Annotated in this window: 17 protein-coding genes and 3 pseudogenes; 8 read left to right on the forward strand and 12 right to left on the reverse strand. The window is 61.2% G+C overall.

Annotated features, from left to right (window positions below; all coding sequences use genetic code 11):
- The first annotated feature begins 155 nt into the window (after positions 1-155).
- The 4 genes and pseudogenes from IPN92_00920 to IPN92_00935 all read left to right on the forward strand — a co-directional run bounded on the left by IPN92_00920 (position 156) and on the right by IPN92_00935 (position 5533).
- Positions 156-1268: a PilT/PilU family type 4a pilus ATPase gene (locus IPN92_00920; GenBank protein ID MBK8636885.1), complete on the forward strand. Its 1113-nt coding sequence runs from the start codon at positions 156-158 to the stop codon at positions 1266-1268.
- A 142-nt stretch (positions 1269-1410) separates the two neighbouring features.
- Complete coding sequence (locus IPN92_00925; protein ID MBK8636886.1) at positions 1411-3918, forward strand: glycogen/starch/alpha-glucan phosphorylase; 2508 nt, start codon at positions 1411-1413, stop codon at positions 3916-3918.
- A 172-nt stretch (positions 3919-4090) separates the two neighbouring features.
- A pseudogene (locus tag IPN92_00930) lies at positions 4091-4348 on the forward strand (hypothetical protein).
- A gap of 507 nt (positions 4349-4855) precedes the next feature.
- Positions 4856-5533 (forward strand): hypothetical protein, encoded by a 678-nt coding sequence (locus tag IPN92_00935; GenBank protein ID MBK8636887.1) that lies wholly within the window; start codon positions 4856-4858, stop codon positions 5531-5533.
- 55 nt (positions 5534-5588) lie between these two features.
- Here the strand turns inward: IPN92_00935 and IPN92_00940 are convergent, their stop codons facing one another.
- The 3 genes from IPN92_00940 to sulP all read right to left on the reverse strand — a co-directional run bounded on the left by IPN92_00940 (position 5589) and on the right by sulP (position 8924).
- Positions 5589-5837: a hypothetical protein gene (locus IPN92_00940; protein ID MBK8636888.1), complete on the reverse strand. Its 249-nt coding sequence runs from the start codon at positions 5835-5837 to the stop codon at positions 5589-5591.
- Positions 5838-5893: 56 nt separating this feature from the next.
- Positions 5894-6904, reverse strand: coding sequence for a hypothetical protein (locus IPN92_00945; protein ID MBK8636889.1), 1011 nt, complete (start codon positions 6902-6904; stop codon positions 5894-5896).
- 220 nt (positions 6905-7124) lie between these two features.
- Positions 7125-8924 carry a sulfate permease gene (sulP, locus tag IPN92_00950; GenBank protein ID MBK8636890.1) on the reverse strand — a complete coding sequence of 600 codons (1800 nt, stop codon included), beginning with the start codon at positions 8922-8924 and terminating at the stop codon, positions 7125-7127.
- Between the two features lie 184 nt (positions 8925-9108).
- On the opposite strand from sulP, the gene IPN92_00955 reads away from it, so the two are divergent.
- A complete protein-coding gene (locus IPN92_00955) occupies positions 9109-9345 on the forward strand; it encodes a DUF433 domain-containing protein (GenBank protein ID MBK8636891.1) in 237 nt (78 codons plus the stop codon).
- Between the two features lies 1 nt (position 9346).
- On the opposite strand, the gene IPN92_00960 is transcribed toward IPN92_00955, so the two are convergent.
- The 8 genes and pseudogenes from IPN92_00960 to IPN92_00995 form a co-directional block, all read right to left on the reverse strand.
- Entirely contained in the window at positions 9347-10063 is a 717-nt protein-coding gene (locus IPN92_00960; GenBank protein ID MBK8636892.1) for a M48 family metallopeptidase, read from the reverse strand.
- A complete protein-coding gene (locus IPN92_00965) occupies positions 10063-13185 on the reverse strand; it encodes an HsdR family type I site-specific deoxyribonuclease (GenBank protein ID MBK8636893.1) in 3123 nt (1040 codons plus the stop codon). The genes IPN92_00960 and IPN92_00965 overlap by 1 nt, the downstream gene beginning before the upstream one ends.
- Positions 13163-14167: a nucleotidyl transferase AbiEii/AbiGii toxin family protein gene (locus IPN92_00970; GenBank protein ID MBK8636894.1), complete on the reverse strand. Its 1005-nt coding sequence runs from the start codon at positions 14165-14167 to the stop codon at positions 13163-13165. Before IPN92_00970 ends, IPN92_00965 begins: the two co-directional genes overlap by 23 nt.
- A complete protein-coding gene (locus IPN92_00975; protein MBK8636895.1) occupies positions 14167-14784 on the reverse strand; it encodes a hypothetical protein in 618 nt (205 codons plus the stop codon). Before IPN92_00975 ends, IPN92_00970 begins: the two co-directional genes overlap by 1 nt.
- A 106-nt stretch (positions 14785-14890) precedes the next feature.
- Positions 14891-16114, reverse strand: coding sequence for a restriction endonuclease subunit S (locus IPN92_00980; protein MBK8636896.1), 1224 nt, complete (start codon positions 16112-16114; stop codon positions 14891-14893).
- A 2-nt stretch (positions 16115-16116) separates the two neighbouring features.
- A complete protein-coding gene (locus IPN92_00985; GenBank protein MBK8636897.1) occupies positions 16117-16560 on the reverse strand; it encodes a DUF1016 family protein in 444 nt (147 codons plus the stop codon).
- 64 nt (positions 16561-16624) lie between these two features.
- Positions 16625-19020: pseudogene (locus IPN92_00990) on the reverse strand (SAM-dependent DNA methyltransferase).
- A gap of 85 nt (positions 19021-19105) precedes the next feature.
- Positions 19106-19321 carry a phage integrase N-terminal SAM-like domain-containing protein gene (locus IPN92_00995; protein MBK8636898.1) on the reverse strand — a complete coding sequence of 72 codons (216 nt, stop codon included), beginning with the start codon at positions 19319-19321 and terminating at the stop codon, positions 19106-19108.
- A 182-nt stretch (positions 19322-19503) separates the two neighbouring features.
- On the opposite strand from IPN92_00995, the gene IPN92_01000 reads away from it, so the two are divergent.
- Positions 19504-19707 carry a hypothetical protein gene (locus IPN92_01000; protein MBK8636899.1) on the forward strand — a complete coding sequence of 68 codons (204 nt, stop codon included), beginning with the start codon at positions 19504-19506 and terminating at the stop codon, positions 19705-19707.
- Between the two features lie 265 nt (positions 19708-19972).
- Here the strand turns inward: IPN92_01000 and IPN92_01005 are convergent.
- Positions 19973-20665: pseudogene (locus tag IPN92_01005) on the reverse strand (hypothetical protein).
- A gap of 41 nt (positions 20666-20706) precedes the next feature.
- Between IPN92_01005 and IPN92_01010 the strand changes: the two are divergent.
- Positions 20707-21117, forward strand: coding sequence for a DDE-type integrase/transposase/recombinase (locus IPN92_01010; GenBank protein MBK8636900.1), 411 nt, complete (start codon positions 20707-20709; stop codon positions 21115-21117).
- A 206-nt stretch (positions 21118-21323) separates the two neighbouring features.
- On the forward strand, positions 21324-25040 hold the full coding sequence (locus IPN92_01015) for a hypothetical protein (GenBank protein ID MBK8636901.1): 3717 nt from the start codon (positions 21324-21326) through the stop codon (positions 25038-25040).
- Positions 25041-25090 lie beyond the last annotated feature (50 nt).

The raw sequence follows: 25090 nt of genomic DNA on the forward strand, positions 1-25090 counted from the left end.
GGCGCCAGTATACCCGGGAGAATCGGTCAGAGTGTGACGCATCGATCGGTCTGAAGTGGCAGGCATCGCCCCTTTAGCCCGTCACGGGGCTTGACGCACCCCCCCGCTTCCCTGCACATTCCCACCCCATTGCCCCACCGAGGCTGGAATAGCGCGTGAACCTCGATCCCTTTCTCAAAGTCATGGCCGCCAAGCAGGGTTCCGACCTCTTTTTCAGCGAGGGCGCGCGGCCGCATTTGAAAGTGGATGGGACCCTCCTACCCTTTGGCGACCGGGTCCTGAGCAGCGAGGAGATCCTGGCCCTGGCCCATTGCGTGATGGACGAGGGCCAGCAGCGGGAACTGGCCCAGACCTGGGAGTGCAACCTGGGGGTGGAGCTGAAGGGGATTGGGCGCTTCCGGGTCAATGTCTTCCGCCAGCGCGGCGGACCGGCGATGGTGATCCGCTATATCAAGGACCGCATTCCGACCTTCGCGGAGCTTTCGCTGCCCCCGATGCTGGCCGAACTCATCAGCATCAAGCGGGGACTCCTGCTGGTGGTCGGGGCCACCGGATCGGGCAAGTCCAGCACCCTGGCCGCCATGATCGACCACCGCAACCGCAACAGCCGGGGCCACATCCTCACCATTGAGGACCCCATCGAATTCACCCACGAACACCAGAAGTCCATCGTCAACCAGCGCGAGGTGGGCATCGACACCCTCTCCTACGAGGCGGCGCTCAAGAACGCCATGCGCGAGGCCCCGGACGTCATCCTCATTGGCGAGATCCGCGACGCCGCGACCATGCGGCACGCCCTGGCCTATGCCGAGACCGGCCATCTGTGCGTCTCCACCCTGCACGCCAACAACGCCAACCAGGCCATCGACCGCATCCTGAGCTTCTTTTCCGAAAACCACCGCCAGCAGGTGCGCATGGACCTGGCCCTGAACCTCCACGCCATCGTCTCCCAGCGCCTGATCCCGGCCCGGGACGGCAGCGGGCGGGCCCCGGCGGTGGAGGTGATGCGCCTGACGCGCTATATCGCCGACCTCATCCTCAAGGGCGAGATCGAGGGCATCAAGGAGGCCATGCGCCAGAGCGACATCCCCGGCATGCAGACCTTCGACATGTCCCTCTACCAGCTTTACAGCAGCGGGCGCATCAGCCTGGAGGAGGCCCTGGTCAACGCGGATTCCCGCAACGACCTGGCCCTGCGCATCCGCCTCGAGGAGGCCGGGGGTCAGGGGGAAGCGGCCCCGCTGGCCGGGGAGCCGCTCGTCCCTTGAAGCCCTCCCGGTATCCAGCCCGTTCCGGGCGCGAATTTTGCGTGGATATTGCCGGGGCATGGCCCAGGTTGTCATCTGATCCGCTTATCCTTGAAATGGCGCCCCCTAATGAATCCTTTCGTCCACTCATGGAGCCCACTTGATGTCGCCCTTTATCGACCTGAACCAAAGCCAGCCCAATGACAGGCTCTTCGACCTGCCGCCCCTCTCCCTGAGTCCGGAGGGGTTAGCGCTGGACTTCAAGCGCTATTACGCCAGCACCTTTGGTCGGGACAAGGATTGCCGCTCCACCTATTACCCCTATCGCGCCCTGTCGGTGGTCATGCGCGACCGTCTGATGGAACGGTGGAAGGGCACTCGCCAGGCCCAGGACGAGGCCGACTGCAAGCGCGCCCATTACCTGTCCCTGGAATTCCTGATGGGCCGGGCCCTCTCCAACGCCATGCTCAACCTGGGGGTGGCCGACGCGGCGGAACAGGGTCTCTACGACCTCGGCCTGCTGCTGGAGGAGATCGCCGCCACCGAGCCCGACGCGGGCCTGGGCAACGGCGGCCTGGGCCGACTGGCGGCCTGCTTTCTCGATTCCTGCGCCACCCTGCAATTGCCGGTCAAGGGCTACGGCCTGCGCTATGAATACGGCATGTTCCGCCAGAGCTTCGACAATGGCTTTCAGATTGAGAAGCCGGATCACTGGCTCCGGGACGGCAACCCCTGGGAGCTGGAGCGCCCGGAATATACCCAGCGCATCCAGTTTGGGGGCCGCGTCGATTTTCATCAGGACGACAGGGGCCGCCTGATGGCCTACTGGGTTGATACCCAGGACGTGCTGGCGGTGCCCTACGACACCCCGATACCGGGTTATCGCAATGACACCATCAACACCCTGCGCCTCTGGAAGGCCGTCGCCACCGACGAATTCAACCTGGGGGAATTCAACGCCGGCAGCTATCCCGAGTCCGTCGCCGCCAAGAACGCCGCCGAGCACATCACCATGGTGCTCTACCCCAACGACGCCAGCGAGAACGGCAAGGAATTACGCCTGCGCCAGCAATACCTGCTGGCCTGCGCCAGTCTCAAGGATGTGCTGCGCGAGTGGATCCGCCTGCACGGCAACGACTTCAGCCAATTCGCGGCAAAGAATTGCTTCCAGCTCAATGATACCCACCCCGCCATCTCGGTGGCGGAGCTGATGCGCCTGCTGATGGACGAGCATCACCTGGAGTGGGACCCGGCCTGGGCCATCACCACCGCCACCATGGCCTACACCAACCACACCCTGCTGCCCGAGGCCCTGGAACGCTGGCCGGTGCGCATCTTCCAGTCCCTCCTGCCCCGTCACCTGCAGATCATTTACGAGATCAATGCCCGCTTCCTGACCGAGGTCGCCTCGCGCTGGCCCGGCGACATGCCCCGCCAGGGTCGCATGTCCCTGATCGAGGAGGGACACGAGCCCCAGATCCGCATGGCCTACCTGGCCATCGTCGGCAGCTTCTCCGTCAACGGCGTGGCCGAGCTGCATTCACGCCTGCTGATCGAGGGCTTGTTCCACGACTTTTACGAACTCTGGCCCCACAAGTTCAACAACAAGACCAACGGGGTCACCCCGCGCCGCTGGCTCGCCATGTGCAACCCCGACCTGCGGGAGTTGCTGAACGAGACCATCGGCCGGGACTGGGTGCGTGACCTGAGCCAACTGGAGCGCATCGCCCCCCTGGCGGATGACCCGGCCTTCCGGGAGCGGTTTGGCGCCATCAAGCACGCCAACAAGCAAAACCTGGCCCGCCTGGTGGCCCATGATTGCCATGTGGACTTCGACCCGGCCGCCCTCTTCGATGTCCAGGTCAAGCGCATCCACGAATACAAGCGTCAACTGCTCAACCTGCTGCACGTCATCCACCTCTACAACCGCATCAAGCGCGGCGACACCGCCCATTGGACCCCGCGCTGCGTCCTGATCGGCGGCAAGGCCGCACCCGGCTACGTCATGGCCAAGCTAATCATCAAGCTGATCAATAACGTGGCCCAGGTAGTCAACGGCGACAAGGACACCCAGGGCTTGCTGAGCCTGGCCTTCATCCCCGACTACCGGGTCTCGGTGATGGAGGTCATAGCCCCCGGTACCGACCTATCGGAACAGATCTCCACCGCCGGCAAGGAGGCCTCCGGGACCGGCAACATGAAGTTCATGATGAACGGCGCCGTCACCATCGGCACCCTGGATGGCGCCAATATCGAGATCCGCGACCAGGCGGGGGCGGACAACTTCTTCCTGTTCGGCATGACCGCCGCCGCGGTCGATGCCAGGCAGGGTCGCTATGATCCCCAGGCCATCATTCAGGGCCATGGCCACCTGCGCGAGGTGATGGCCCTGCTGGAGTCGGGCCACTTCAACCAATTCGAACCCGGCCTTTTCGAGCCGATCATCCAGGCCATCCGCAACCCCCATGACCCCTGGATGACCGCCGCCGACTTCCCGGACTATGTCCGCGCCCAAGAAGCCGCCGCCACCGCCTACCGCGACCCCGAGCGCTGGCTGCGCATGGCCATACTCAACACTGCCCACAGCGGGCGCTTCTCCTCAGATCGCACCATTGGCGAATATAACCGTGACATCTGGAGGTTACCGACGGTGGCACCCCTGGCCTTGTGAAGCCACCGCCAGCCCACCGCGCGGGTTGGGTTTGACCCTGGGGCCGGTTGGGTGTAAGTAATTGCCCAACCGGCGTCAACAGCCGGCGGGATTCGCGACTAGAACCGCGAGCCATGAGGAGAACACCCACCCCATCGGAGGAATTTAAGCCGTGTCATTCCCCAAGCCAAGAATTGCCCTGCTGCTGGCCGCCGCCAGCGCCACCCTGCTGCTACAGGCCCCCGCCGCCCTGGCCATCAACTTCGGGGACATGATGAGCCCCGGCAGATGGATGGGTGGTAACAACGATGATGACGACTATTACGACAACCGCGGTTACGGTTATGGCCCTCCCCCGGGTGCCTACGGCGTCCCGCCCTACGGTGCGCCTTATGGCGCCTATGGTGCCACCCCTTATGGCGGTGCTTATGGGGCCCCCTACGGCGCGCCCCCCACCTGGGCGCCACCGGCCAATCCGGCTCCGGCGCCTAGCCAGGTAACGACCCCACCACCGGCCGCGCGCGCGGCACCCACCGCGCCTAGCGCCAAGTCGAATGAGATTGATGCCCTGAAGCGACGCATCGAGGAACTGGAGGCCAGAAAGGCGCCGCCCGCCTATGCCCCGTCACGGCCCGCCGCCGACCGGGGGGCCAATCCCAGTCCCGCGGCTGGATCGGCCAATCCAAACGCCCCCGCTCCTTCCCCTTCTCCTTCTCCTTCTCCCCCCAACTTCCGACCCATGGATAAATTCTGACGCCCTCTAGCCCCTATCCCTGTCCGCGTCACCGCCAAGCCCCGCCCGCGCGGGGTTTGGTTTTTTTTGAGGTTAGAGCATCCATCACCCCAGTTGGGCTTCGCCGCCTCGGGGGGGCTAAAATGACCCGGGGCGCTGGATGTGGCCCCCGGACCCAAAAGCAGGGAAGTCAGACCAAAGTCAGCCAAGCCGTCGGGAGAACCCATGAAAGCCCTTTCTGTCCTCCTCGTTTCACTCGTTGCAGCCCCCCTGGGTGCCAATGAAACCGTGACCATTTACCAATTCGCAGGCCAGCGCCAATGCGTCCCGGGCCAGGGCGTGCCGCTGGAAAAGGCAGCGGACCTGCTGCGCGCCCAGGGCATCAAGGTGCGCGACGCCCAACGCCGCCATCTGCCCCTGGACATCGGCCAGCATTGTGGAGCGCCGACCGCCGAGGCCAATGTCCTGACCCTGTCCGCGACCGACTGGGCGGCCTTCACGGCCAAAAATCCCGATGCGGGTGGTTACGGCGTCTGGGCCTTCGATGACGGCGAGGTCGAGGTCTTCATGTACGACGGTACCCTGCAATGTGGCCAGGGCGAGGAGATCCCCCTGGAGCGCCAGGCGGAACTACTGACCAGCAAGGACATCCAGGTCCTGGACAGCCGCAAGGGCACGGATGGCTTCCTGCACATCGCCGTGTGCGGCGCCAGCACCGGGGCCATCAACATCTTCGCCATCAAGCCCGATGAGCTGGCAGCGGCGCGGGAACTGGGCTTCAGCCTCCTCATCACCCAGGAGATGACGGAAAGGCTGATGCGGCCGGCCCCGCGCCCCGCCCCATCCCCGTCTTCGACCCCCCAGGACCATCCCGCCACCGGGGCGGTTCCCTTGCTCTGGTGACGATCCAGGCTCGGCCGCGCGGGCCAGCCTCCGGGGCCATGATCCGGCCGGCCCGCTAACCCAGGGCCTCCAGCCAGCGCACCAGGTACCAAACCTGCTGGCCCTCGGAGGAGCGGGAGGGGCCGTAAAGGAGGGCCGGATGCAGGTGGCGATCCGGGTCCGCCCCGGCCAGGGCGCTTACCGCGTCGGCAACCGGGGTGACGCAGCCCGAGGGAAAGCGCGGCCGATCCCGACGCCGCGCCCTGACCAGGGCAAAGCACTCCCCCAGGGAGCGGGATTCGGGGTCCATCAGGATTTGGGGCATGGCGCTCTCCCCGGCATCAAGGGGATGCTTGAGCATCTTCCCCTTCAGCCAGATCGTTACAGGTAGCGTTGGACGGCAGCCAGGAAATCCACTTGGGCGGGTAGTTGGTCCGGGGCTATGACCAGGGGCAACATGACCAGCCGTTGGCCCTTGCCACCGCACAGTTCCATGAGATCGATGCGGCGTGTAGAGGCGTCGTGCTCATCGCGGACAATGTTCATGGCATCAAGGAAGAGAGTGATCGGCTCGGACCAAAGCTGATGTTCGGCGTTGCCCAGCACCTCGGTGAGAATGCCCAGATGGGTCTCCAGGATCGCCTGGTCCGGTCCCAGCGCGTGTAAGTGCGCGGTGATCTCGTCCAGGTCCGCCATCAGGGCGGCGAGATTCGGCTGCTCGCCCTCCGCCAGCTTGAAACCCCAGCCCCCCCGCTCCAGGGCGCTGAGTTTGCGATTTACCAGGTCGCGTTGGTGGGCCAGGTCGACCCGCTCCAGATTCGTCTGACTGATCCGGTCCAAGGCCTGGGTGAGGAGAAAGTCGAAGGCGCGGCGCTTCAAATGACGGCGGGTCTCGTCCGCATCGGCATTCGGTTCCAGCAGGCGATGGGCGAAAAAATTGACCGCGACCTCGGCCACGTCCCGGCGCACCTGGTCTCCCACCAGATCCAGGCCCAGGATATTACGTTCCACGCGCTCCGCCAGGAGCAGGGTGTGGACGCGGGACGCACGCCGCCCCTCTGCCGTGTCCAGGTAATCACGGAGCGCCTGATCCCGTCCTAGGATGTCCAGCATGCTCGCGGGGGAGGCGAAGAGGGCCCCGAGCCGCGGGTCGGTGCCATGGCTGCCCGCATCGATCGTCACGGGCTGCACATGGATGGCGTCCACCAGTTCGATCACGTGATCGATGGCATGGATGACGGGCTCGCGCAGCTTATGGCTATAGCCCGGCAGGGCCCGCACCCGGGGGTCCGTGCCCTCGACCGCGCGCTCGATAGCCATCTCGATCAGCGAGGCGGGATAACGCCCGCGCCCCTCGCCGCCGCTGAAAATGGAGTGCAATAGCTTTAACATGGTCAGTCTCCAGCTCCCGTATCGACATCTTGGCGACCCTGCGGATCACTTGGGGTTGACCTAGATCCGGGTAGCCATCGGAAATGTGCCCCTCTCGTGTCACGTCATGATATTTGGAGCCGGGCGGGCACCTTCACGTGGCGCGGCAGGCTTCTAACATACGACGTTTCCGCCATCCCCTTCAAAGACAGTCCCGCGAGCGTTCGAAGAGCCCGCCCTGTCAGTGACTGGACTCCTTACTCTTCCGCCACTCTACCGCGACCTCGGGATGGATTCTGAGATAAGTGTTCACGGCCTCGCCGATGGTCGGAAAGAAGACGTCCGCGCCAAGTCGGGTGAAGAGCCCGAAGCGCTTCAGCTTGTCCTGGACGGGATCCTTCATCTCGGCAAAGCACAGCTCGATACCAGCCGCCTGTAGGGTCTCGTCGAGCTTGGCGACGATGTCCGCGGCGGTGACGTCCACGCTGGTGACCGGTTCCGCCGTCACCACCAGCCAGCGCACCGGCGTCGGCGAGGCGGCCACGGCGTCGAGGGCGCGCTCGTGGAACCACTCGGCGTTGGCGAAAAACAATGGCGCCGCCCAGCGAAAGAGGACCAGGCCCGGAATCAGGTGCGCATCGGGGTAGCGCGAGATATCGTGGTAGCCATTGACACCCTTGACGCGACCCAGCACGGCCGAGTCCGGGCGCCAGCCATCCCAGAGAAACTCGATCACCGCGAGCAGGATCGCTAGGCCAATGCCGGGAATGGCGCCCAGCACGACCACTCCGATGCAGCAGCCGATGGACAGCCAGAACTCCCAGAGCTGAATACGATAAATGCGTCGCAGATCGGCAATCTCGAACAAACCGATGGCCGCGGCGATGACCACGGCGGCCAGCGCGGTATTCGGCAGGTATCGCAGCAGGTTGGGCCCCAGCAATAGCAGCAGGGTAACGGCTAGGGCGCCGACGACGCTGGTCAACTGGGTCCGGGCGCCGGCAGCCTCGGCCACGGGGGTGCGCGACGAGCTGCTGCTGATCGGAAAGCCCTGGAAGAAGCCGGCCGCGAGGTTGGCCACCCCGAGCCCCACCATCTCCTGGTTTGCGTCCACCTGGCTTGCGGTCTTCTCGGCATAGGTACGCGAGAGCACACTGGTGTCGGCGAACGAGACGATGGCGACGGCAAAGCCACCCATCAGGACCGGCACCACATCGTCAGGCGTGATCCAGGGGAGGGCGAAGGCCGGCAAGCCTTGGGGCAGCGTACCGAGGACCGATAGGCCGTAGTTGTCGAGGCCGAGCGTCGCGACGAGGATCGTGGCGCCAATCACCGCGATCAGCACCCCGGGTAAACGCTTGTTGCGCTTGAGCAGCAGGATCAGCACCAGGGTAGCACCGCCGACCAGCAGCGCGACCGCGTTGGTCTTTCCGGCAAGCAGCGCCTGCGCGAACTCCCAGACCTTGCGCAGCGGATCGTCCGCGTCGACCGAGAAGCCGAAGAGTTTGGGAAGTTGGCTGATCAGGACCGTCAGCGCAATACCGTTCATGTAGCCGTAGCGGATCGGTTTGGAGAGCAACTCGGTGACAAAGCCCAGACGGGCCACGCCCGCCAGAATGCACAACACGCCCGACACCACCGCCATCATGCTGGCCAGAGCGATGGCGCGCAGCGGGTCGCCACCGGACAGCGGCAGAACGACGGCAAGAATCAGGGCTGCGAGCGAAGAATCCGGCCCAAGCACAAGAATGCGGCTCGGGCCGAACAGCGCATAGGCGAGCAGCGGGATGATGGTGGCGTAGAGACCATAGATGCCCGGCACGCCCGAGGCCACGGCATAGGCAATGCCGACCGGTACCAGCATGGTGGTCAGCACCAGCCCGGCCGCGACGTCGTGGCGCAGCCAGGCAAGCTCGTAGTGACGCAGAATCCGCAGGCCTGGCAACCACTTCAGCCAGCCGGCCGGGTCAGTAGATCCCCGTCGCGCAGCGAGGCGACCCGGTTCCGGAGTGGCAGGGTTGGCAGGCTTGGATTCACTCATGACAGGGTCTCCGGTGTTGAGCGAGAGCGGCCGAGAGGCAACAGGCGGCGCGCGGGCTGGTGGGGGAAAAGGGCCAGACCCGAATGGCACCAAGTTAACCCCCCAACCAACTGAAAAGATTGGGGCTGATTCACATTGACAGGCGATGCCGTGCGGTTGGATTTCCTATCCCCCGGAGATGGCAATGAATTATCGAGAGCGTATCACGGTCGAGCCTGGCAAGCGGGGCGGTAGGCCTTGCATCAGAGGGCTGCGGATTACGGTGTACGACGTCCTGGATCAACTCTCTGCCGGGATGACCGCGGAGCATATCATCGAAGACTTTCCCGAGCTTGATCTGGAGGATATTCGCGCCTGCCTCGGGTTCGCCGCGGATCGCGAAAGGCATATTGCCAGGCTTCACCCTATCTTCTTCCAATAATTCAGTATCCCCACTCTTCATGCGCCAATGGCAGGCTATTCAGCATCTCCCGGTACCGGGACCACTGGGGCATATGGGCGTCCAACAGGGCCTTGAACCGGTCGTTGTGACGGTGCTCCAGCAGGTGGGTCAATTCGTGGGCGACGATATACTCCAGGCATTGCGACGGCTTTTTGGCCAGCTCGGTGTTGAGGCGGATGGTCCGGGTGGCGGGGTTGCAACTGCCCCAGCGGGTCTTCATGCGTTGGACGAAGACACGCTCGACCCGCACCCCGAGTTTGGCTTCCCAGGAGGCGACCAGTTGGGTGGCGGCCTCTTTGACTTGCACCCGGTACCACCCGGCGATGAAGGCTTGCTTCTTATCCTCGTTCGTCCCTGGGCGGATGGACAGGATCAGGGTGCCGGGTTCGACCGCGACGCTCGGCGGGACCTCCTCCTCGAGGACCTTGAGTAGGTACCGCTGGCCCCAGAGGTAATGGCTCTCGCGGTTGAGTAATTCGCGGGGCGTCTCGCGCGCCTGGTCGCGCAGTTTTTGCTGTTGCTGCCTGATCCAGTGCAGCTTGCCGATCGCGTAGACGCGCAGGGTGTCCAGGTCCATATGCGCCGGGGCGGCGATCCGGACCCGGCCGTCGGGGGGATAGACGCTGAGATGGATGTGCTTGATGTCCTTGAGGACAACGGCCACTGGCATGTCACCCAGGGTGATCTCGGCGTTCATCAGTACTCGGTCTGGGCCTTGACGACCAGGAAGAGCCGCTCGACCAGGGCCACGTCCCGCAGGATGTCATAAAGCGCCCGCTTGATGACCTGTTCGCGGGCCTGGATGCCGCGCCAGCCGTCCGGGCGAACTTGTTTGACGGCCTCATCGAGCCGCAGCGCCAGGTCCAGGGCCGCGCCGCTGGTGGCGATATAGGCCTCCGGGTCCTCCCTGACGGGGGTGTCATCCGACTCGGGCGCCGCCCTTGGCAGCAGGTTGTTGTAGAGGGCTCGCTTACCGGGGGTATCCAGGGCCGCTGGCGTCTCCGGCGCGTGCCCAGCCTGTAGTTGCTGTATCAGCGCCGCAATTTTCTGGAGGTATTCCTCGTACTTGAGCGCCTCGGTCTTGCGCTGGGCAATGATCACCTGCAACTGGGCCGACAGCTTCTCGTAGTAAGCCGGGTCGGTGAGGTGGTCCTGAATGATCTTGCTGCGGACGTTGTTCTCGATCGTCTCGGCGATGGCGTTCCGGTTGCCCTGCAGACGGCCCAGTTTCGTGGTGATGGCATCGGCGATGCCGGACTTCAGGATCAGGTCCAGGAGCCCCAGGTTGCCAAAGGCGGAGATCGGCCTGGGCTCATCGGCCTGGATATAGGTATCGATGAGGTGGCGCATGTCGGCCTCGTAGGGCTTGAGGTCGAGGGTCTCGCCGCTGGCGTTGCGGATGATGTCGCGCAGCGCCAGGTAGTCGTTCGTTTGCTGCTTGATACGGCTGATAGCCGTGGCGCTGTAGCCGGCACCCACCAAGTCGTCAGCGAGGTTGGCATAGGCGCGTACCAGGGCAACCGTACCCTGATAGAGGGCGGCGCGGCGTGGCTCCCGTTCATGGAGGTCGGTGGGCACCTCGGTGTTGCCGCAAAAGTAATGGATATGTTCCAGCGTGCCCTGGGGTGGCGCCACCGGCTCACAGAGCAGGGCCAGGACTTCGAGGGCGCTGTCGAGGCACTCCCGGCCCTTCTTGAGCCGGTCCTGGAGCAGCACCTCGGGGTCCGCGCCGCCGGCGCTGTGATCCAATTCCGAGCTATAGACGGCGATGGCATTCTCCAGCTTCCTGAACAGATCCTTGTAGTCGACGATATAGCCGAAGTCCTTGTCTTCGCCGTCGAGACGGTTGGTGCGGCAGATGGCCTGGAAGAGGCCATGATCCTGCATGGATTTGTCGATGTAGAGATAGGTGCAGGGCGGCGCGTCGAAGCCCGTGAGGAGTTTATCGACCACCACCAGCAACTTCATGGTGGCCGGATACTTGACGAACTGCCGCTTGGCACGGCTCTCGTAGGTAGCGGTCTTGGTCAGGCCGGCGTCAGGCGCAATGTCCTTGAGCAGCGCGCTGTAGGTGTTATGGATGAACTGCTTGTCGGTCTCGGTATTGGCGCCGGTCTCTTCCTGGGTCACGTCCCTGGCCAGGGGGTTGTAGGAGGTGACGATGGCGCACTTACCCTTGAGGGGCGTCTGCTGGAAGAGGGTGTAATAGCGGCAGGCTTCGTGGATGCTGGCGGCCACCAGGAGGGCGTTGCCGCGTTCGCTGGACAGACGGGGCTTGGTGCTGAAGTCGAAAACGATGTCGGCCACCACCCGCTCCATGCGTGAGCGCGAGCTAAGGATCTTCTGCAGCGTGCCCCATTGGCGCTTCAGCTCGACCTTTTGCCAATCGTTGAGGCCCTGGGTCTTGGCCGCGAACCAGGCGTCGATCTTGTCGGGAGCGCCGAGCCGCTGGTCGATATCCCGGGCCTCGTAGATGAGATCGAGCACCACCCCGTCCACCACCGCCTCGCTGAACTTGTAGGTGTGGATGTAGCGGCCGAAGACCTCCAGGCTGGTCTTGGCGTCCTGCTTGAGCAAGGGGGTGCCGGTGAAGCCGATGAAAACGGCCTGGGGCATCATGGCCTTCATCACCCGGTGCAGTTTGCCGCTGTGGGTGCGATGGCACTCGTCGACAAAGACGAAGATCTCGCCGACCGTCGGGCTAGGCTGGCGGGTCAGGTCCTGGATGAAGGCATCAAAATCATCGACATCGCGGCGCCCGAATTTGTGGATCAGGGAGCAGAGCAGACGGGGCTTGGCCTGGCCGAGTTGGGCGATGAGATCGCGGCCGCTGCTGGCGCGGTAGATGGTCTCGCCAGCCTCGCCAAAGACGCCTTCGATCTGGGCGTCCAGTTCATCGCGGTCGGTGATGATGGCGACGCGGGCCTGGGGGAGCCGTTCGAGTAGCCACTTGGCGAGCAGCACCATGACGATGCTCTTACCGCTGCCCTGGGTGTGCCAGATGATGCCGCCCATGTAGCGCAGCACAAAGCCCTGGGCGGCCTTGATGCCGAAATACTGATGCACGCGGGGCAGCTTCTTGATGCCGCCGTCGAAGAGCACGAAGTCGTAAAGCAGTTCGATCAGGCGCCCTTTCTCGCAGAGCTTGAGCAGGTATTTGTCCAGCTTGAAGCGGGAGTCATCCGCCTCGTCCTCTCGCCACTGGAGGTAATACTTCGCCGGGGTGCGGATGGTGCCATAGCGGAGGCCCTCGGTGTCGTTGCCGGCGAAGAGGATCTGGGCGGTGGTGAAGAACCACTCATTGAATTCCGGTTGCTGATTGGAGAGCAGTTGGCGGATGCCATCGCCGATGGCGACGCGGCTGTTCTTCAGCTCCAGAACACCGATGGCGAGGCCGTTGAGGTAGATCACCAGATCGGGCCGCCGCTCGTGCTGGCCCTTGAGGGTCACCTCCTCGACGAGCACGAAGTCGTTTTCCAGGGGCGCGTCCCAGGCGATGAGGTGAAGGGTCTCGGTCACCTGGCCGGCCTCGATTTTCACCGGTACGCCGTAGCGCAGCAGGTTGTAAACGGCCTGATTGTTGTCGTAGAGAGAACGGTGAGGGTTACCGGCCTCGGCGCGCAGCTTGTGAAGGGCGATGCTGATCTGGGCGGGTAGGTAGCCGCGCTGGGTTAGCCAAGGATGCAGCAACGCCTCCTCGATGTTGCTGTTGCCGGGACGGTCGGTCCAGTCGCCCAGATAGCGATAGCCCAGTTCCTCGCGGAACAGGGCGATGACGCGGTTTTGGGTGGCGCGTTCAGGTTGGCCGATTGGGTTCATTGCCTCTTCCGTTGATCTCGTTCTCAAGCCTGCGCAGGGTGGCCATGATCCTATCCAGGGCGGGTACCTCACCGAAAATCATGTTCGCCATTGCCCGATAGTCGGCCTCGACCGCCGCCAACACCGCCCCTGCTGGCACCAAGCGCAAGGTGCCCGGTTTCGCCAAGTCGTAGCGCGCCCACCCACGCGGATAAAAGCGCTGTTTGAACACCACCACGTCAGCCAACAACGCCAGGTCCGTCAAGGCAGCATCCTTGACGGGCGACTCAGCCATTTTGGCCAGATCGTAGTGGTGGCGAGAATAGTGTAGCGGCTGAGGGCTGCCCTCGGGACGGTGGGCCTCATGATGCAGGATCGTCGCCTTCTCCCAGAAAGTCCGCTCCGCCCTGATCACCCGGACCGGGCATTCACGCCTTGCGAACACCCGGGGGAACGCCTCGGCGGCATAACAACGGATCAACCGCTCTTCATGGGGCAGCCAGGAGGCCAGCGGGCCGATCTCCAGGCGCACCTCGGGGCGCAGATACCGATCGGAAAACGCGCCCGGATAGCGAATCTTGATGACATAGGGATCGGACTTCTCGATCTCGCAACGGCAAACCGCGCCCAAGGCCGTAGCTACCCGCGCCAGCAAGTCGCCGCCGATATAGGCTAACGCCTGGGCGTTGATCGCTTGATTCAGCTTCTCCTGCCGCGCCTTGGAACGTTCGGTCAGCGGGTCCTCGCCACCCAGTACCCGCCAATCGAGAATCAGGTCGATGTCTTCCGAAAACCGCTCGATCAAGCGATACACCTTCGAGAGGCTGGTGCCGCCCTTGAACATCAGCAGCCGCGCAAGCTCCGGCTGTTGGAAGAGTCGGTCGAGCACCCAGGTCACCCAGAAATCCTTTTCTACCACCGCCGGTGTCGTGCGCATCCGGGCCGCCGTCTCGGAAAACAACGCACTGCGCTCCGCCGCCGCAAGCCGGGCCACCCTGTCCATCAGTCAGCCTCCCGGCATACCTGCTTGATGATCTGGTAAATCCAGCCGGTCACGGCGCGGGTGTCCTTGAGGATGCGTTCGCGGATAGTCGGGTCCAGTCGTTGCCGCAGGGTTTCGATGACGGCCTGATCGACAGACTCCTTGCCCAGGGCCTTCAGCGCCTGCACCATCAGGCCGCTTTCACGATTCTTGAACCCCGTGTCCTTCAGGGCGGATTTCCTGAAGATCAGGGCCTGGGCGCCGTCCTCCCCAATCGCATATTCGCGGTTTGGGCCATCGGAGAGATAAACCCACTTACCAGGCACCTGGGTGGAAAGCCCCAACAGGTTCAGGGCCGCGTCGCCAGAAGGCTGGATGCGCCAGTGAAACTTGCGCGCCAGCGCCTGGGCCACCTGATCGACGTCCGGACTCAGGGCTTGCCCCAGCAACTCGCTATAGCGGGGATAGTCATAGACCCCAAGGCAAACCCGGCGAATCCTACCCGCCCTGGCCAGGCCGGAAAGGGCCTGATGGATGTTGACCTCGCCAAACTCGGCGACAAAGTCAATCTTGGTGAACGCCCACCCCCTACCGCGCCCATAAATCCTGTAAAGTATTTTTTTATCAATCGGTTGCATTATTTATGCCCGCAAATATTTTCAGGAAAAATACATCTTTTTACTGAAAACAGCAGTGCCCGACTTGGGACGCTGTGACGCATCTTGCCTGGCACCCGCACGTCGCTCATACAAGCCGAATCCTTCCGGTGAGCAGCTCCTGCATCATGCCCTGTTTGAGGCTGCGAGCCTTGGCGAGCTTGGCCTCCAGCGCGGCGATCTCGGCGTCCATGTCGGAGAGGATGGTGGCGATGGCGGTTTGTTCTGCGAAGTCGACCGGCATGTCCACTTCGATCTTCCACATTTCAGACTTGTTCAGCTTTGCTCGTGTGCCGCTTGCTAAAAAGCCCAGGATATTCTTGTGAACTAGGGAAAAGAAAATGAAGACTTGGTCATGCCCGAGCTTAGCCTTCAAAATATGGGCGTGATTGTTGACCCAACACTTACCAACCATTCGATATGCGATGGGGCGATATGAGTATTCATCGAAGTACCCGCCGTCCTCCGCAATCAAGATGACGTCATCATCAATCACGTAATCATTGACGAAATCGAGTACACCATTCGCCCCACAATATGGATAATCCCCCCGCATTTGGTCGCGTTGAGATTCGTTCAACGGTACGCGAAGGTTATCTAAACAGTCAGCAACTTCTTCCAATAGCTTGACCTCCCACTCCCCGCTGAAGCCCGGCAGGCGCTTCTTGCCGGTGAGTAATTCCTGCATGGCGCCTTGTTTGAGCTGGCGCTTCTTGGCGAGGAGCTGGTCCAGAGATTCGATGAAGGCATCCGCATCGCTCAACGCCTCGGCGATGGCTTCTTGTTCGGCTTTGGTAGGTGGGAGCGGAACCGCGACGTTTCTGAGGACCGACTGATTAAGGGAAGGCATCGTGGTTCCAATCGCGTGCTGAAGCAGCCAGCCTTGAACCCGCCCACTCTGAAACTGCAATGCGAGATACGCGTCATGACTCGTTGCGGACGGGCGCAGACTCATAGCATCAGAGCCGAGAAACCAACCGTCCTGTGGCTCTCGGATTAATGCGGACCGATCAACGCCACCTTTGCGGCCAAAAACGATGTCGCCTTTTCGAACGAGATACTGAGGTAGCCTTCTAATAACGGCGTCTGATACCCTAGGTGTGTTCTCAGTGATCCGCAGAAAACCTTTCCGAATCTCGCTCACAGAGATTACGGGTACTCCATCCGTTTCTGAGTATTCGGATGCTTTGAGAAGAGTGCCGAACGGGCCTGTCCTTAGTGCAGCCAATTCGTGGGCCGACTTCACTTCCCAATCCTCCGGAATCACCCCCACCTCGGTCAGCTTGTACCCCTTCGGAATCTCAGCGCCCACGGTCATTCTCCACCCTCCCCTGTCCAGTCTCCATGCGCATCCAGCTCCGCCTCAATCTCCTCCACACTGGGCAAGCTGGTCTTGAGATCTGCCGGTAAAGCCTGAGTCAACCGACTCTCCCACTGGGCGACACCGATGGGTTTGGTGAACCCGGCCAGCGAGTATTCCACCACGGTATGATTCTTGTCCCTGACCAACAGGAGGCCGATGGAGGGCTTGTCGTCGGGATGACGCAGTAGGTCGTCCACCGCATTCAGGTACATGTTCAGCTTGCTGACATGGCCCGGCTCGAACTTGCCTGCCTTCAGCTCAATCAGCACATAGCAACGCACCTTGCCCTGGCGCTCATAAAGCGGAGTTTCGATCTGGATGAAAAGCATATCTTTTCCCATGCCCAACTCCAGGGCCTTTTGGGCATACCAAAAGCGGATGGCAGGGTCCCTCATCTTGTCGAGGAGGGTCTGGTTGCTGCGCCTGGGCAGGCCTCAGCGAATTTCCGTATGTCGTTGCTCACGGCGCAAACCCCATCCGCTCCAGGTGCCCATTCACCTTGGCCTCCAACTCAGCCACCCGGCCGGCCATCCGCGGCATCGGGGTCTCGTAGCGCTCGGCCAGCTCCTTCACCCGCCGGGTGAGCTGCTGGCTCACCCGATCCATCTCGCCGTAGATGGCGGCGGCCAGGGCGGCGAGCCATTTGTCGTCCACCACCAGGGCCTTGATCTCAGCCTCGGTGAGCGTCGCATAGTGGGCGTAGGCCAGGGCATCAAGGGCGGCCTCGCCCTCCCTGTGGAGTCTCTTGCGTGCGGTCTCCTCGCCGTAGAGCTTGAGCCAGTCGACCAGCACGGCGGCCTCGTCCTTGGCCTCGGTATCGCCCTTGATCTCTTTGAGGCGGGCGCTGACGCTGGCCTTGTTCACCCGGTCCAGTTCGGCGAAGGCGCCGTCCTCGCCAACCTGCTCCTCCTCCAGTTCGGTCAGGCGGGCGCTAAAGACTTCCAGGTCGGCGGCGATCTGATCCAGAGTTGCCTGCTCCTGGGCGAAGTAACGGGCGACGATGAGGGCCTTGGGGATGAGGTCGCAGGTCCAGCCCTTGTCGCGGGGCTTGCCCGTTTTGGCGGTCTCGATGATACGGCTGGTCTCGGACCGCCAGCCGTCGGCGGCAATGAGGTAGGCGTCGTCCTGCAGCGTCGCGGTCCAGTAGTCAATCAGGTGCTGGTAAACGGCATAGGGATCGATGAGGGGCTGGCCCTCATAGTGGGCGAGCAGGCCCTCGGACAGCCAGACGATGATCTCCTTGGGGTGGCAACCGCTCGCCAGGGCCTTGAGCTGGGGGACATTAAGCGCGCGCCAGGCGGCAAAATGGGCATTGAGGCCGTTGCTGAAGGCGCTGAATTCGGGATGATCGAAGATGGCCGTCTTGATGGCGGTCTTGGTCACGGCTAAGTCCAGGTAGCCGGGGCGGTTGGGGGTGAAGAGCGTTGCCTTGAGCTGGGGGCAGACGGCCCAGTAGGGCGCCAGGGCGTCGATGTCGGCGGCGGGGATGCCGCCCTGGAGGTGGGCGGCGATGTCCTGGCGGTCCTCGGCGGTCTGGCTGTCGATGTAGCGCGGCAGGTTGAGGTTGTAGTCGTTGCGCTCGATTTCCGCGACGCTGACCGCCCGGGCATAGCCGGGGACATCGCGCTGGCGGGTGAAGACATCGACGATTTGGTGAATATCGCGGTCGCGCAGCCGGTTTTTGGGGCCGTCCTTCATGAAGCCGGCGCTGGCGTCGATCATGAAGATGGACTGGCGGCCCTGGGCCTCGCGCTTGTCGATAACCAGGATGGCGGCGGGGATGCCGGTGCCATAGAAGAGGTTGGGCGGCAGCCCGATGATGCCCTTGAAGTAGCCACGGCGCACCAGGTTGCGGCGGATCTCGGCCTCGGCGTTGCCCCGAAAGAGGACGCCGTGGGGCAGGATGACGGCGGCGGTGCCGGTGCTCTTGAGGGCGCGGACGATGTGGAGCAGGTAGGCGTAATCGCCCTGCTTAGCCGGGGGGACGCCGAAGGACTGGAAGCGCTCGAAGGGTCGTGGAGGGGATCGAGGCCGGTACTCCAGCGTTTGTCGCTGAAGGGGAAATTGGCGACGATGTAGTCGAAGCGCTTGAGACCGCCGCCGTCGCGGAACTTGGGATCGGTGAGGGTGTTGCCTTGCACGATGAGGGCGGTGGGGTTGTCGTGCAGGATCATGTTCATGCGCGCCAGGCCGCTGGTGGCGGCGTCTTTTTCCTGACCGTAGAGGGTGACCGGGGTGCGCGCCTCGTCGACGACCTTGAGCAACAGGGAGGCGGAGCCGCAGGTCGGGTCGTGGACGGTGGTGTCGGCGCTGGTGATGGCCTGGCCGATACCCGTGACCTTGGCGACAACCCGGCTGGCTTCGGCGGGGGTCAGGAACTGGCCCTTGCTCTTGCCGCTGTCGACGGCGAAGTGGCGCATGAGATATTCGTAGGCATCGCCGATGATGTCGTCGCCCTCGGAACGGTTCCGGGAGAAATCCAGCGCCTTGTTCTCGAAGATGGCGATGAGATTGGTGAGCCGCTCGACCATCTCCTTGCCGCTGCCGAGCTTGGCCGGGTCGTTGAAGTCCGGCATGTCGGACAGCCGGTTGGCCTCCGCCAGGGGGGCAAGGATCTTCTTGTTGATCTGATCGCCGATGTCGGGCCGGCCCTTGAGGGCAACCATGTCCCGGAAGCTGGCGCCGGGGGGGATGATGATGGGGGCGTAGGGGTGGCCGGCGTATTTGTCGCTGACGTATTTGACGAAGAGCAGGACCAGGACATAGTCCTTGTACTGGCTGGCGTCCATGCCGCCGCGCAGTTCGTCGCAACTGGACCAGAGGGAGGCGTAAAGCTCGGACTTTTTCAGGGCCATGGAGGGTTTCTTGTGTCTAGGGCAAGGCCGATGCTGTCGACCTGGGGACCCCCGGCTTGGGGGGAAATCGCCACCCGCCATCACGCTAGGGTCGATGGGTTAGGATGGTGGGAGGGTAGGTAAGCGACGCCGGTTTGTAAAGAATGAGCTTGGCGGGGACCGACCGGTCCACCGCCAGGTGGTTCAGGAAACGCTGCCCCTCCTCCACCCCCAGACGCGCCGTCGGCACCTCGCCGTGGAAGGCCAGAATCCGGCGGCACCAATCCACATACGCCTGCTCGGTGCGGATCGAGTACTGCATCGCCCGGATGGTTCGAGCCAGGCTCTTCGGCAGGGGAACCCCCCGGCCGGGCGGGCAAACCCTGGGCCGACGGGCAGCCCCGCAGCTGGGGGCCTTGAGCGGGGGAGGGTCGGATGGTCGGCGCCCAACAGGCGCCCACCTGCCTTCCACCCATCCCAATCAATCTCTTTTCCGGCAGAACAGTGAGTGACCCATATCAACAACAGCAGTTGCAAGGCATCGACGAGTTGCCGACACTGCCAGTCGGCAAGTTGTGGCGGGGCCGACACCTGCTGAAGGTGGCCTGCGATCTTCTCGGCCGTCACACGCAACAGGGACACCGGACGCAACGCCTACGGGAAGCCTTCGCCGCGGCGGACGTACCAGGGGCGCATCGTCTCCGGTAGGCCGCGCCGGGCCATGACCTCCAGGAGCGGTCCCAGTTGAAGGGGGAACCGTCCTCGCGGCGAGGGGTGGGGTTGGCATGGTACGGGCGGGGGGCTTGGGTAGTCGGCTAAATTCAGTCTAGTACCCTAGCGGCCCGTAGCAATCTAGCACCCAAGCATCCTCAGCCGTAGGGGCGCCGGTTAACCGGCGCCCCCGGCGTAGGCCCGGACGTGCAGTTTTCCCACATCCGGTTCCTCGGTTGTGCTCGCTTTCGCGCGAGCAAAGTCATGCCAACACCGGTTGTGCGGCTGGCTTCTCGGTGATCCGGGGCCTGGCAATGCCGAGTTTCTGCAAGGCCCGGCTGAAGGCCGGCCACGTGAAACTCTTACGCTTGCCGCCGCGCCGATTCAGCCACTTGAACGCAATCTCGACGGCCAATTGAAAGAAGCGCCACAGACCGCACGAGTTGCCCCGCGGGCCATAGTAATGGCAGTGCCCCAAGAGCCGCCGGTTCAGCCCTTTGATAAATTCCCTGATCGGCAGATGCCGGTGGCTCTTGATCCAGTCCGTGACACGCCGCTTCATGCTCGGATGAAAGCGGCTAAAACGCAAGATCTGCGTTTTTTCCGGGGCGACTTCGAGGCCGAATTTCTCCAGCCGCTTCGGCAACACCGTGAGGTACCGCTGTGCATCAACGCTGAGGCGGAAGGCACAGACAAAATCGTCGGCCTAGCGACACAGCAGCACCTCACCCCGACAGTGGGGCTTGACCACGCGCTCGAACCAGAGGTCCAAGGCGTGGTGCAGGTAGATATTAGGACCCGTGTGATTATATACCGATACGGAGTTATCCGTTATTCTTAGCCAGGGAGGTGCTGTGCCTCTTGCGAGCCGAGGTACGCCGTGCCCGTCAAGTGGCACGAACGCCATCGCAACGATCCACCCGGAGACCGGCCAACGATAAACCTGAACCCGCATAAAAATGCGCGGACCACGCCCGCCATCCACACCAAAAAGTCCTGACCGATAATGGCCAGGAATTCACCGATCGCTGCTGCGCCACCGGCGAACGCGACCCGACCGGAGGTCATCGCTTCGACCGCACCTGCGATCAACACGGCATCGACCACCGCCGCATCCAGCCCCGCCATCCCCAGACCAACGGCAGGGTCGAGCGCTGCAATGGCCGCATCAGCGAGGTACTGGCGACCACCCCCTTCGATGCGGCCCAGCGCCTGGCGGACACCCTATGCCGCTCTGTACGGCGGTATCATCATCAGATTCCCCAGCGCGCGTTAGGGCACATGGCGCCCGTTCAGGCCCGGCAAAATTGGCAGGAAAAATGCCCGGGATTGTTTAAAATGAAGGTATATAATCTCACGGGGCTGGACAAGTATAAATTATCGACTAGACTGCATTTTATAGACTGAAGTTTCCGGCTTTTGGAAGGGGCGGCGGCAGGAGTAGGGGATATTTCGAAGAGGTTTGCCCAGTTTCGGGCAAACCCTGCCAAGATCTCGTCCTCCGCAAGTGCTACTGCCACTTGGCCGCGTCAGAATCCAGAAACTTTAGTTTTATAGAGGGTGCCCCACAATACTGCCTGTCCATTAAGTCACTCCGCGATATGGATATAACCATGAAAATAACCCGCAGCATATTTTTTATTTGCTACCTCATGTTGTTGGTCCTGTACCGGCCGTCATTGGCTGCCGATATCACCATTGGGCCCGATGACTTCGGCGGTGATTTTGGCACATCTGCAGAAGTTGAAGTGAGTAACTACGGCTCCGCTACTGAATCCCACTTCTCAAAGCATGGAGCCATGTTAACAGGAATTACGACCTTGGGTGATATGACCTTAGAGGTTAATTTCCAGAAAGATGTATCAGAGTCCGATATTGCGGATAAACTACCAAGCGACGCGGAAATTTTAGATTACGAGTTTGTTCTTTTTGACGTTTTTCAACAGCCGACTGGTAGTGGGCAAGGTGGAGAGGAGGAAACCTTGACGTTAGATGTGCCGCAGATTGCCATGACAAAAAGGGGAGAACTTTTCACATATCGCCTCAGTACCGTATTGCGGGTGAATTACCAGATCAATATCGATAACGATGGGGACGGCACTCCTGATGAGCCCCAGAGTTATACGACGGGTCTTGAATCCGTGGCGTATTTTTATCTAGATGTCACGCGACCATACCATATTGAACAGGGCTCTGATGGTGACATGGTTAGGTTGCGCCTCATTGGCCATAGCATGAATGCCCAAGGCGGGACTGATTCATTCCCCATGGTCGGTGAGCCAGTAGGGGCGTCACTCGCAGCGCTTTACCGCCAGGTCTGGCCTGACCTCGCCCACACAGGAGACGATGGTGTTGCGGAGTTTCTGATTATCACCGAGCCGGAGGCCTACTCTGCTGACTCAGCAAGCGAACTCGCTCTCCTGGCTGATGTCAGTGGTGGAACCTTAACATTGGATTTCCTAGGTGAAACTACTGTCGAGGAGGTGCCATTACCGAAATACTTTGCGACGGTAGTCGAGGTGATGGGCAATGTTTATATCATAGACAAGCTTTCCGGGTCCGAGCGACGCGCAAGAGTTAACGACGGGTTAGCTGTCGGGGATCGGCTCTACGGAGAAGTAGAGATTAGCCCGTACGGCACAGTATATCCAGCGATTACGATTTCATACAAAAATCAGAACGATCTAAAGGATTTACCGCTCTTAGACGGCCTAAACCAACCCCTCACTGTCGAGATAGGCCCTCAAGGCTCAACACCCCTTGGCAAACATGCGAGTCCCTTCGAGATTGGATTGGAACAATTAAAATTCGATGCAGCGTATCAACCACAAGAGCTTGCACGCTTCGCGGTAAGTAGGGCGTTAGGAACGCTAACCAAAGCGGTAACCGGAGGCTACGGCTTTTTGGTCAGTACGTTAGGCGGTAAATTAACTAGATATACCGTAGAACGCGCGTCAGAGAATCAGGTCAAGAACACCCCGGAACAACAGCTAAATTTTTTGCAAGAGCCACGGTTTATTGGTCCGTCCTTGTTCCTCGCCTCTGCCTTTGTTCCTAGAGCGGGGGTTTCATTATCTCAAGCGGTATTTAGTAACGGTACGATAAATTTCGAGAATACTGGGGAATCCATGATGTTGAGCAGCGAGACGGGCGCCAGCCTCTTCTTGCCAGGTGGTGCTTCTACCACCATTGATGTTCTCACAAATACCCCGTCTGGGGCTTCCATGCCACTGCCAGTTAGGAGTGGGAGTCAGGGGGATGAAGTTGCTCTGATACCTTCAAATGGCGGCACTATTGATACCCTTTCGCCGACAATTATTGCTAAGCATACTACTTTTGGATGGCTGGAACTTATAGACTCAGAGAACGCGACCATGTGGGTCAATAACGTTAATATTAGCAATAGATTGAGCGGAGATTTATATCAGCACAGTTATGTGGTTCCACTCGAATCTCCGTTAATCGAGGGCGAGAACAGGGTGGAGGTGCTCTTAAGAACACGAGGTGGAGGAATCTACCGCCGTCAAGCAACCTTTCTTGCACTTGGTGACCAACCCAGATCGCCTTACGGTCTGCTTACCTTAGCAGGATCTAATACCCTTTCCATCCGTTGGAAACCCAATCGAGAGCGGGATTTGGCTGGGTACCGTATCTATCGTTCGGAGACGGGGGGAGATCCATGGAGCTATTTAGGTACCACCACAGAAACCCTGTGGATGGATCGCACGCCCCCGAACAGTGCCTTTTATCGGGTGACGGCCGTTGACCGGGCCAATCGGGAGAGTGACCCTTCAAATGTAGTCGAGGCTTCCTTGCGTTCTTCCGAGCCGCCAGCAGCCGCCAAGATTGATGAAATAATTTTTGAAAGTGAACAGGGTCACGCGCTGGTTGGTGTCAGAGAGTTTGGAGCTCACACGGTTGGCTATGTGATTGAGAGGGCTATTTCCGTGGGCGGCCCATTCACGGTACTTCATCCCACTGGAACAGTCATTGGTCAAACCCGTTTTGTCGATGAGACAGCACTACCAGGAACGGAATACTATTACCGGGTCACGCCGGTGAATTACAACGTATTACTCTGCGATCCTGCTATTGGTGGTCCCTTTACGATCGCAGATGTCCCACCGCCGCCTCCGAGTGGTCTTGCATTTGACATTCAGGAAGATCAAATTGTCATCCGCTGGAATCCCTTGGACTTTCCGGACATTAGCGGATATCGGCTCTATCGTTGGACGCAGGTGCTTGGTTGGCGACTACTAAACCCATCCGCATTGCTGACAGAACCCGCCTACGTTGAGGAACCAGATGCAGGCAAGAACCTCCGTCTTTACGCCATTGCAGCAGTAGATTCCTTAGGACGAGAGGGTGACGCTAGCCCATCGTTGAGCCTCAGTTTTCAAACATCCATCACCCAATCCTTTAGGTTAAGGGTGAAAATGACCGGCAAAGGAACGGTCACCAGCAGCCCAGCAGGTATCGATTGCGGTAGTGATTGTAGCGAGAGTTACACTCAAGGAACCAAGGTCACCTTAACGGCCAAGCCTGATACCGGCATGGGATTAGCCGGATGGGCCGGCGCCTGCACCGGGAAGGCCCTGACCTGCACTCTTAGTATGACTGCCGCTAAAACGGTAACCGTTACCTTTGTCCCCCTCACTGTACGCATCGGTGATGTCAGCCTAGGTGAAGGCAATAGTGGCACCAAGATGTTCCCCCTTGAGGTCAGCCTCAGTGGGACAAGTACCAGCAAGGTCACCGTCAAATACGCTACCGCCAACAGTAGCGCCACGGCAGGCAGTGACTACACGGCGGTACCCACCCCCACCCTGATCACCATCCCGGCAGGCCAGACCACCAAGATGATCAATATCACCGTCAAAGGTGATACGACCAAGGAGGCGAATGAAACCTTCTTCGTCAACCTCACCAGTCCCATGGGTGTCACCATCTCCGACGCCCAAGGGACAGGCACCATCCTTAACGATGACGGCCCTGTTCTCAAGATCAATAATGTCAGCAAGGCCGAAGGTAACAGCGGCACCGTCGCCTTTACCTTCACCGTCACCCTGAGTCCAGCCAATACCAACACGGTTACGGTGAAGTACGCAACGGCCAACGGTACGGCAACCGCGGGCAGTGACTACACCGCCGTTAGCACCCCCACATCAATAGTCTTTACTCCGGGTCGAACAAGCAATACTGTCAGCATCAACGTCAAGGGAGATGCCACGAAGGAAGCAAACGAGACTTTCTTTGTGAACCTCAAATCACCCAGCGGCGCGACAATTTTTGACGGCCAAGGTAAAGGAACTATCGTCAACGATGATTAGGTTGTTCCGTTCAGCCCTTTTAAGGTGCTATCAACATATTGTAAGATAAG

Source organism: Chromatiaceae bacterium (assembly GCA_016714645.1).
Classification (GTDB): domain Bacteria; phylum Pseudomonadota; class Gammaproteobacteria; order Chromatiales; family Chromatiaceae; genus M0108.